The following is a 9,625-nucleotide window of genomic DNA, read 5'->3' on the forward strand; positions in this document are numbered from 1 at the left end:
TCCCGGCGCAGCTGCTTGGTCTCGCGCCGCGTCTCGTGCAGCCGGTCCTGCAGGGTGCGCAGCTCGCTGCGGGTGGGCATGTTCATCGCGCCCAGTGATTCATCGACCATGACCGAGAGCTGCTGCTTGAGCGCCATCTGGGCATTGATCAACCGGCCGTGCACGCGCGAGTACTCGGGGGTGATGACCTCTTCGGCGTAGACCGCTTCGCAGCAGCCGACCCAGGTGTCGTAGAGGCCGCGTGCGGAGCTGATGGTCTCGCCGGCCTCAGACTTCTGCTGCAGCTGATCGCGCAGGCGTTGCAGGGCCTTGACGCCCAGCTGATTGAAGAAGCCACTGTAGTCTTGGAAGGCGCGCTGGTAGTCGATGCCGGCGCGCATCAGGTCTTGATACCGGGCCTGCTCTTCGCGCGTGTAGCCCAGCCCGGGCGCCGAGAGCATCTGCTCCAGGCCCTCTTGCATCGGGCCGCGCATCATCCCGTGCGGCATGTTGCGCAGCAGATCACCAGGCATCATTGGCGAGAGCGAGGACATCATCCGCTGCCAGTTGTCGAGCGGCATCTCCCAAAAGCCGAGCATCCGCTGCAGGCTCTCGTTCTGATCGCTGCCGGCGCCGCTGAATCCCTTCTGCATCTGCTCGATGGTTTGATTGAGCCAGTCCCAAGCGCGATTGGCATCGCCGCCCAGGCCGAGGCCGGCCTCGCTGAGGCCCTTGGTGAACTGCTCGGCGAGGCTAAAGTAGGCTTGACCCTGATCCATCAGCCGCTGCATAAAGTCGCGTGCGGGATCGGCGGCGGCCGGCGAGAAGGTCTTCCACCATTGCTCCATCGCCGCCAGCCAGGGTGCCGCTGCGCTGTTGCTCGCCGGGCTGTTCTCCACGCCCATCGCCTGGCGTCCCATCTTGGCGAGTCCGTCCCAATAGTCGCGCTGCAGCTTGAGCCAGCTGTCGTCGAGGAATGCGTTTTGCGTCATGGTGCTTACCCCAGCCAGGGCCTCCTGAAATCAGATTCGGACGAAGCTAGCATGGAAGTTTGTGCACCGCAACAAAAGCCCGTAGACTCAGCGCGGCGAGTCGCATCGCGCTCAATGCATCGCGCTCAATAATGAACCCCAATAATGATCTCGGTGGACCTGCGGTGGTTCGTCGCCTGTTTATTGACTCAATCTGAGGAGGACCTCCCATGCCAGAGAATGTCGTTATCGTTGCCGCTGCGCGCACCCCAGTGGGAAGCTTCGGCGGTAGCCTCGCCTCGTTGCCGGCCACGACGCTCGGTGCAACTGTGGTCAAGGCACTGCTGGAGAAGACCGGACTCGATCCCGAGCAGGTCGATGAGGTGATCATGGGGCAGGTGTTGGCCGCAGGCGTCGGTCAGAATCCAGCTCGCCAAACCACGCTCAACGCTGGCCTGCCGCACAAGGTGCCGGCGACCACGATCAACAAGGTTTGCGGTAGCGGACTCAAGGCCGTGCATCTCGCCATGCAGGCGGTTGCGCTGGGTGAGGCCGAGGTCGTGGTCGCTGGGGGTCAGGAGAGCATGAGTCAATCGGCGCATGTCGTTCCGGGCTCGCGTCAGGGCCAGCGCATGGGCGACTGGAAGATGGTCGATACCATGCTGAGCGACGGACTGATGGATGTGTTCAATCAGTGCCACATGGGGGTGACCGCAGAGAACATCGCCAAGCAGTATGCATTCTCGCGCGAGCTGCAGGATGAGTTCGCGGCCGATTCGCAGCGCAAGACCGAGCAGGCGCAAGCGGCGAATCGCTTTGTCGACGAGATCGTTCCGGTCGAGGTGCCGCAACGCAAGGGTGATCCGGTGATCTTCGATCGCGATGAGTATCCGCGCGCCGGCACCAGTGCCGAGACCCTGGGCCGATTGCGTCCTGCGTTCGACAAGGAGGGGACGGTGACGGCGGGCAATGCCTCCGGCGTCAACGACGGCGCGGCCGCGGTGCTGGTGATGAGCGAGTCCAAGGCCAAGGCGCTCGGGCTGACGCCGCTGGCGCGCATCGTCGCCTTCGCCAGCGCCGGCGTTGATCCAGCGATCATGGGCACCGGCCCGATCCCGGCCTCGACCAAGTGCCTGGGCAAGGCCGGTTGGACGGTTGCCGATCTGGACCTCATCGAGGCCAACGAGGCCTTCGCTGCGCAGGCGCTCTCGGTCAATAAAGACATGGGCTGGGATCAGGACAAGGTCAATGTCAATGGCGGTGCCATCGCGATTGGCCATCCGATCGGCGCCTCTGGCGCCCGCGTGCTGGTGACCCTGCTGCACGAGATGCAGCGGCGCGATGCGAAGAAGGGCTTGGCGACGCTCTGCATCGGCGGCGGTCAGGGCGTGGCTTTGGCCGTTGCCCGTGATTGACCAAGGTGACTGACCAATAGGTCCAGCTCGTCTTCCAAGGTGTCTCGCGCCTTGGGAGGCGCAACGGGCTGCTTGACCGCGACCTCGGCGGGCGGCGCGGTCGGTTGGAAGTTTGGTCGGCCGGCAATGCCGAGTGGATGCGTCCGGTTGATCCCACACAGTTCGCGCGCTTTCAGTCTGGGCTACACTGTCCGATCCTTCCGTGACCTGCGGCTCAGGGCCATGCGATGACCGCCGAGCGCATCATCAAGAAATATCCGAATCGGCGGCTCTACGACACCGAGCGGAGCCGATACATCACGTTGGCGGATGTGCGGGCGCTGGTCATGCAAGGGACGCCGTTTCGGGTCCTGGATACCGCCAACGATGCCGATCTGACCCGCTCAATCCTGCTGCAGATCATGCTTGACGAGGAGACCGGTGGCGAGCCGCTGTTCAGTGCCAACATGTTGGCGCAGATCATCCGCTTCTATGGCGGCACCATGCAGGGGCTATTCGCGCACTATCTCGAGCAGTCTCTCGAGGCCTTCGCCCGCCAGCAACAGCATCTGGCCGAGGATCTCGGCACCAAGCCATTCGAATTCATCGACCGGATGACCGAGCACAATCTTGATCTCTGGGCCAATGCGCAGAAGGAATTCCTCCGCGCAGCCGGCTTCGGCGACTCTGATCCAAAGGCTGATCGCAAGAACGACTAGCCTGATCCCCGTACTCAAGCTGCAAACCAAGCAGTGGATGGGTCACAATCCTCGCAGTCTTAGATCACGGGTATGGCTAGGCTTGAGCACAGTCATGTTCAAGATCATGCTCAGGTTTGCATGGGTCCAGACGAGATGGAGCCGCGGGGATGCAGAGATCAGCGAGCGACTGCCGCCAACCTTTGGTCTTTGTGCTGCCACTGCTGGCGGCCTTAACCGGGGCGGCGCAGGCAGGGTTCTATAAGTGCACTGATGCGGCCGGTGAGATCTCGTATCAGCAGACGGCTTGCACGGGCGATGCAAGGGGTGAGTCGCTGCGGTTGCCGGGAACCGTGCAGGAGGCTGCGCCTGTTGGCTCGAACTCCGGCGCTGGGACAGATCGGGCGAGCTCGCGCGGAAGCGCCAAGCACTGGTCGGTCGAGCAGCAGCTCAAGCGTATGCAGGCTCCGTCAGCGCAGGGTGCACAGACATCGACCAAACCAGCTCAGAAGGGCGGAGCCGAGCCCCTTGCGCGTCCGCGCCGCCTAGAGATTCTGAATGCAATCCGCCGACGCCAGGTGATTCCAGGCATGACGCCCGATGAGGTCGAAGACGCGCTTGGCCCGCCTTCGGCGAGTAAGCGCGATGGCGAGGGGCTGCGCAGTTGGTCCTACCGAGGCACTGATGCCGACGACAACCGCCGCAGCCAGACCGTCTACTTCCGTGATGGCCATGTGACCGACGTGAGCAGCAGCGGTACCCGAGCCAAGGATCGCTTTGATCCAGACCAAGACCGCTGGCTGGAGTAATCGCGCCCAGCGGAGCCACTATGCTGCGGTGCAGCAACTTTTCTTGTTGACAACCTTGACAGCGCTCTAGGCGGGTACTATTGTGCAGTGCAACAAATGCTGCACTGCACAAACCGGAGACTGGAGCATGGCCATGAATATGAGCGAGAACATGAAGACCCTGAACGAGCTGACCAACAATAGCGTCGAGCGTATGACCGCGTTGGGCGAGCTGAACATGAAGGTAGCCGAGCGCATGGCGACTCGCCAGATGGACCTGTTCGGGCGTTGGATGGAGCAGGGCACCAAGCTGATGCGCGCCGCCACTGAGGCCCGCGGCTACAACGATCTGTACAAGGCCCAGGTCGACATGACCAAAGAGGCCAGCGAGCAGGTGATGGCTGAGTCCAAGACCAATCTGCAGCTTGCTACCGAGACCCGTGATGAGTACCGCGCATGGTTCGAGGCCACCATGGCCGAGATGCGTAAGGGCGGTGGCATGGTTGAGGCCGCTGCAAAGGCCTGAAAAGCGAGCCTTGGGATTGAGCCGCGGGCGACGGGCGAATCGACAGGGGCGCTCGTCGTTGCCGCGGCTCCATCATCGCTCGTCGCAGACGCGGGATTGACGACTATGACTGATTCGAACACGGCAGCCGCCGACACAGCGACTGTTGATGCGGGTGCGGGTCGGGTGGCCCTGGTCACCGGTGGTATTGGTGGTATTGGCACTGCGATCTGCCGACGCCTAGCGCAAGACGGCTGGCGCGTGGTTGCTAACCATCACCCCTCTGAGCAAGAGGCCGCACAGGCCTGGCGCAACGATCTGGCTGGCGAAGGGCTGACGATCGAGACCATCGCGGCCGATGTCTCTGACTTCGAAGACTGTGGACGGATGGTCGCCGAGATTAAGACCAATCAAGGACCGATTTCAGCCCTGGTCAACTGCGCCGGTATCACGCGCGACAAGACCTTCAAGAAGATGGACGAGGCGCAGTGGCGCGCCGTTATCGACGTGAATCTCAATAGTGTCTTTAACGTCACTCGGCAGGTTTGGGAAGGCATGCTCGAGGCCGGCTTTGGCCGTGTGATCAACATCTCATCGGTGAACGGGCAGCGCGGACAGTTTGGTCAGGCCAACTATGCCGCTGCTAAGGCCGGCATGCATGGCATCACCATGACCTTGGCACAAGAAGGGGCTTCGAAGGGCGTCACCGTGAACACGATCTCGCCTGGCTATGTGGAAACAGCGATGACCCTAGCAATGCGCGACGATGTGCGCGAGGCCATCGTTGCGAGCGTACCGATGCGGCGCATGGGCCGACCCGAAGAGATCGCCAGCGCCGTCGCCTTCTTGGTCGCTGACGCCAATGGCTACATCACGGGAGCCAATCTGCCGGTGAACGGCGGCCTATTCATGCATTAGTGCATGCACTAGCTCATCTCTCGGCGGCCTCGGATCTGAACGAGTCCGCCAACTCAGTGTCCTCCTCGTCTCTCCCAAGAGACAGTTCGGCCCGGCGTCCCTTTGCCGGGCCTTTTTTATGATTCGACGCCTCGCGGAAGCCGACTGCAAAGAGCAGCCGGAGCTGATATGCGGTGACCAAAATCGCCCCAGCGCGCCGACGTCGTCAGCTCACCAACCCTTCGCGGCGATGAGTGCCTCGAGCGAGGCCAGTCGCTCGGTCTGCTGTGCTGAGAGGTCTTCAGAAAAAAGCGCCTTTCGATCTTCGCCGATTAGCTTCGTCAGCTCAACCTCGAGCCTGAGATCGTCACGGTCCTTCGGCGCGCCCCCCCAGGGTCCAAGCCAGTTTGGCACGATGCGCAGATCGCGTGTCTCGCCGGGAGCCAGGTTGCCGCGCAGGCGATGCTCCAGTGGTGCATCCACCCAAGGACGTTCGCGCTCGCTGCTCATGAGCCGTCCGCGGCAATGACACCAAGAAACGGGCTCGCTGGTATTGTTGCGAACGCGAAGCTCGATCACCGGTTTACGATGGACCGCACTGTCGCTCCAATAGAAACGCGGCTGGTCGATCAAGAAGCGGTAGAAGGGCTCACGGGCTGCTTCGACAGCACGGCGCTCGGCGCGAATCGCCTCGGCCTCGGCCTTGAAGGCGCGGGCAATGCTGGCCTCGCGCCAGGCATTGATTGCCTGGGCTTCGGCAACAAAGGCATCGTCAGCGGCCGCACGGGAGGTGTTACGGCTCTTCGATGCGGTTTCCTCGGTCCCACCAGCCATCGCAAGATGACGCTCGAGCTTATCGACGAGCATCTGCACCTGCGCGAGCTCGGCCTCTGGGAGCTCTGCTCCAGCAAAGGCTTGGCCATCGGCGCCATAGAGTCGCAATGGTCTGGCCACCACGACCAGACTGTCTAGCGCCGGCGGCCTGTCGAGGGCGTCGGGGCCGAACAGCTCGGCGAATGCCTCAGGCGTAAAGCGTCTGGTGGCCGACTGACCGTAGAACAGTCCACGCAAAAAGCGTTGCTTGGTCTGGAAGCGACGCCAACGCTCAGCGGTGTCGATGCTGAGCAGCTCGACCTCGAACAGGACTGCATAGATGCCATTGCGGACCTGGCTCTCGATCTCGAGCTCGATCTCCGGGAGCTGGGATTCATCGCTGGCCTCTGCCGCTTGCGCGCTAACGGGGGTGAGATCGCTGATGTCAAACCAGTCTCGGACCACGCTGGTGTCGTCCTCTGCGCGCTCATCGACGCTGAGCCGAGCGCTGATCACCGAGACGTCCTCGAGCGTCTCGAGATCAAAGGCTTCGAGCCTCGCACGCAGCGATCGGATCTCTTCCATGATCTGACGCCGCTCGCGCTCCCGCGCCAAGGCTTCGGCGCGCTGGCGGCGTGCCTGCCTCTGCGCTTCTCTCTCCTTGGCGATCGCAATTACCTCGCGTCCTGTACGACCTTGCAGTTGCTCGCGCAGTGCTGGGCTTAGCGCGTCCAGCCTCGGCAATGGTGGGCGGGTCTTGGAATCGCCAGCATCCGTGGAGGTCGTTGCTGGCGGGTTGCCCGTGACCAAGGTGATCAATGCAGCATCGAAGGCCGCGCGGGCGTCTGCCGGTAGCTTGTCGCGCACGGCTGAGATTGAGGTCCGGAAGTGCTCGGCGCTACTGGTGTCGAGACGCGGTTTGGTGCAACCGACGAGGAGCGCGATCGCGAGCACCAACAACACCAGCGATGGTCTCTGCAACCGAGTGAACATGTTAGGCTGCCCAGCCCCAGGTGGCTACTTGCGATGAGGTCCATTCTAATGTCTCTACTGCTGATCCGCTGGCACGGCATCGCTGTCTTGGCGTTGCTGGCGGTGCTTGCATACTCCGCAGTGACAGCTGCTGAGTCGACGGGCACTCAGCAAATAAGCCCAGAGCTAGCCCCAGACTCAGCACAGCCAACCCAGCCGCCGTCATCACCGGACAAGGCCAAGACACCGGACTACGTCGACGATGTGGAGCCGATCTTCAACAGCCGCTGCATCGCCTGTCACGGCTGCTTGGGCTCGCCCTGCAACGTCAAGCTGGACTCGTTTCGGGGCGTCGAGCGCGGCGGGTTCGGGCTCAATGCCTACTCGGATCACATCGGCAACTATCCGCGCACCGATATGGACGCCGCGCATTCGGTGAAGGCCTGGCGCAACAAGGGCTTCTACCCGATCGTTGCCGACGAAGGCTCGGCGGCGGAGAACCTCGACCAGTCGCTACTCTATCTGATGGTCGAGGCTGGCATGAGCCACAATGACCCGGGCTTTGCGCGCGACGCACTCGAGGGTCTGCGCCCTGATCGGTTCAACGCCACCTGCCCCTCAACAGCGGCAGCGCTCAAGGCCGAGCTGAAGAAGCATCCGGCGATCGGGATGCCGTTCGGGCTGCCGGCGTTGACCGAGGCGCAGTTCGAGACGCTCAAGGACTGGGTCGCCGCTGGCTCACCAGGCCCGACCGATGCACAGAAGAAGGCCGCAGAGCAGATCGCCGAGCCGAACGCCGTCGCGCGTTGGGAGACCTTCTTCAACCAAGACGACGAGCGCGCGCAGCTGGTCAGCCGCTACATCTTCGAGCATGTATTCCTGGCCACCATCGTGCTGGAGGAAAGTCCCGGCGATCAGTTTCGGCTGGTGCGCTCGAAGACGCCGCCCGGGCAATCCGTCGAGATCATTGGCACCGGCCTGCCCTACGATGATCCCTACAGCTATGCCAACGTCGACAGGTTCTGGTACCGGCTCGAGAAGCTCACCGCGCCGCCGGTGCAGAAGAATCATTTCCTGTGGACCCTGTCGCTGGATCAGATCGATCACCTGACGAAGCTGTTCGCGCTCGACACCGGCAAGGGTTGGGGAAAGGGGGCCGAGCTCAGTCCCGGCTGGGGCAGCGACAATGCGCTCAAGGTCTTTGCGGCGATCCCGGCCGAATCACGCTACCGCTTCATGCTGGAAAACTCGGAGGTGATTGTCGGCGGCATCACCTATGGACCGGTCTGTAACGGCCAGACCGCGACCTATGCGGTCAAGGATCAGTTCTGGGTCTTCTTCCTTGATCCCGAGTACGATCCCTCAGTCCAGGCGCCAATGCTGGGTCTGGACAGCTGGGATACCATGATGAATCGCTCGGTGTTCGGCAATGCCGATTACCTGAAGGCCTTCGCAAGCACAAAGGAGAAGCTGTTTCCAAAGGGCTGGTCGCTCGATGCGGTGTGGGACGGCAATGGCGATGACCGCAATGCCTGGCTGACCGTGTTGCGCCACGAGACCAATGTCTCGGTGGTCAAGGGGGCACAGGGTGGCGTGCCCCGTTCGCTCTGGCTGATCAGCTTTGCCGGCTTCGAGCGCATGTATTACGACACCGTCGCTGGCTTTGCCTACTGGGAGGGTGACGGGCTGAAGCTCGAGACGCTCCTCTTCTTCAACTTCTTGCGCCAGGCGTTCGAGGACAACTTCCTGACCCTGCTGCCGCCCGAGGATCGCCAGGCACTCAGGCATGAATGGACGCAGGGTATTGGCAGCATCGGTCTGGCTGCGGTGCCCTTCGCTGCGAAGGATCAGCCGACCCAGGTCGAGGTGAGCGGCGATGATCCGCTGATCGATCTGATCGAGCAGCTCGAGCATCGACTCGGCCCAACCATCAGCGGCCTGCCCGACCGGCTCAATCCGCAGCAGAAGCCCAAGGTCGAGCTGGATGCGACGATGTCGAGCTTCGATGACTGGGCGATCTCGACCCTGACCGCCGTCGAAGGCTTGTCCTTCGTCCCGCAGCTGCCGAGCGTGATCATGCTCAGGCTCAATCAGGGCGACGAGCACCGCGTCTATTCACTGATCGCCAATCGTGCGTACAAATCCCAGTACACCCTGGTGTTCGAGAACGGCGAGGCGATGCCGAAGAAGGACAGCATGAGTGTCTATCCGACGCTGGTGAACGGGTTCCCCAACCTGTTTGTCGACTTGGACCTCGAGGATGCGCCGGGCTTTCTGGTTGATCTCAGTGCGGTCGAGACCAGCGACGATTGGACCGCGTTCAAGAAGCGCTACGGCATCCTGCGCAACAGCAGCGAGTTCTGGTCCTTCTACGACTGGATCAACGCCTGGAACTTCGATCAACGTGGTGACCTGGCGGGCTGGCTCGACCTGACCTACTACGACGCGCCAGAGACTTAGATCAGACACCAGGCCGGAAGCCCAAGCTGAAGCTCAAGCTCAAAGCTCAGCTCCGCATGGACGAGGCTTGATCCCGTGGCCCACAAGCTCCCTTAGCGGTGGGTCGATCACCAGGGGATCGGCTCGCCATGACGGAAGAAGCCGCCAC

Annotated in this window: 8 protein-coding genes; 6 read left to right on the forward strand and 2 right to left on the reverse strand. The window is 62.4% G+C overall.

Annotated features, from left to right (window positions below; genetic code table 11):
• A partial coding sequence (gene phaE / locus ACY693_RS09435) for a class III poly(R)-hydroxyalkanoic acid synthase subunit PhaE (protein ID WP_462321573.1) occupies window positions 1-971 on the reverse strand: 971 nt, incomplete at its 3' end.
• A 209-nt stretch (window positions 972-1,180) separates the two neighbouring features.
• Between phaE and ACY693_RS09440 the strand changes: the two genes are divergently transcribed.
• From ACY693_RS09440 to phbB, 5 genes are all read left to right on the forward strand, one after another.
• Window positions 1,181-2,365 carry an acetyl-CoA C-acetyltransferase gene (locus ACY693_RS09440; RefSeq protein ID WP_462321574.1) on the forward strand — a complete coding sequence of 395 codons (1,185 nt, stop codon included), beginning with the start codon at window positions 1,181-1,183 and terminating at the stop codon, window positions 2,363-2,365.
• Window positions 2,366-2,592: 227 nt separating this feature from the next.
• Window positions 2,593-3,063 carry a polyhydroxyalkanoate synthesis repressor PhaR gene (phaR, locus tag ACY693_RS09445; RefSeq protein WP_462321575.1) on the forward strand — a complete coding sequence of 157 codons (471 nt, stop codon included), beginning with the start codon at window positions 2,593-2,595 and terminating at the stop codon, window positions 3,061-3,063.
• A gap of 149 nt (window positions 3,064-3,212) precedes the next feature.
• Window positions 3,213-3,851, forward strand: coding sequence for a DUF4124 domain-containing protein (locus tag ACY693_RS09450; protein WP_462321576.1), 639 nt, complete (start codon window positions 3,213-3,215; stop codon window positions 3,849-3,851).
• Window positions 3,852-3,978: 127 nt separating this feature from the next.
• Window positions 3,979-4,356 (forward strand): phasin family protein, encoded by a 378-nt coding sequence (locus ACY693_RS09455; RefSeq protein WP_462321577.1) that lies wholly within the window; start codon window positions 3,979-3,981, stop codon window positions 4,354-4,356.
• A 105-nt stretch (window positions 4,357-4,461) separates the two neighbouring features.
• Window positions 4,462-5,253: an acetoacetyl-CoA reductase gene (gene phbB, locus ACY693_RS09460; protein ID WP_462321578.1), complete on the forward strand. Its 792-nt coding sequence runs from the start codon at window positions 4,462-4,464 to the stop codon at window positions 5,251-5,253.
• Window positions 5,254-5,463: 210 nt separating this feature from the next.
• On the opposite strand, the gene ACY693_RS09465 is transcribed toward phbB, so the two are convergent.
• Window positions 5,464-7,026 (reverse strand): DUF6694 family lipoprotein, encoded by a 1,563-nt coding sequence (locus ACY693_RS09465; RefSeq protein ID WP_462321579.1) that lies wholly within the window; start codon window positions 7,024-7,026, stop codon window positions 5,464-5,466.
• A gap of 60 nt (window positions 7,027-7,086) precedes the next feature.
• Here ACY693_RS09465 and ACY693_RS09470 point away from each other — a divergent pair, with 60 nt between their 5' ends.
• A complete protein-coding gene (locus tag ACY693_RS09470; RefSeq protein WP_462321580.1) occupies window positions 7,087-9,477 on the forward strand; it encodes a fatty acid cis/trans isomerase in 2,391 nt (796 codons plus the stop codon).
• Window positions 9,478-9,625 lie beyond the last annotated feature (148 nt).

The organism is Halochromatium sp., assembly GCF_054919635.1.

Bases quoted from the DNA above. Each gene is read 5' to 3' on its own strand.
- ACY693_RS09455 (WP_462321577.1), top strand. From the start codon at position 3,979: ATGGCCATGAATATGAGCGAGAACATGAAGACCCTGAACGAGCTGACC.
- phaR (WP_462321575.1), top strand. From the start codon at position 2,593: ATGACCGCCGAGCGCATCATCAAGAAATATCCGAATCGGCGGCTCTAC.
- ACY693_RS09470 (WP_462321580.1), top strand. From the start codon at position 7,087: ATGTCTCTACTGCTGATCCGCTGGCACGGCATCGCTGTCTTGGCGTTG.
- ACY693_RS09450 (WP_462321576.1), top strand. From the start codon at position 3,213: ATGCAGAGATCAGCGAGCGACTGCCGCCAACCTTTGGTCTTTGTGCTG.
- ACY693_RS09440 (WP_462321574.1), top strand. From the start codon at position 1,181: ATGCCAGAGAATGTCGTTATCGTTGCCGCTGCGCGCACCCCAGTGGGA.
- phbB (WP_462321578.1), top strand. From the start codon at position 4,462: ATGACTGATTCGAACACGGCAGCCGCCGACACAGCGACTGTTGATGCG.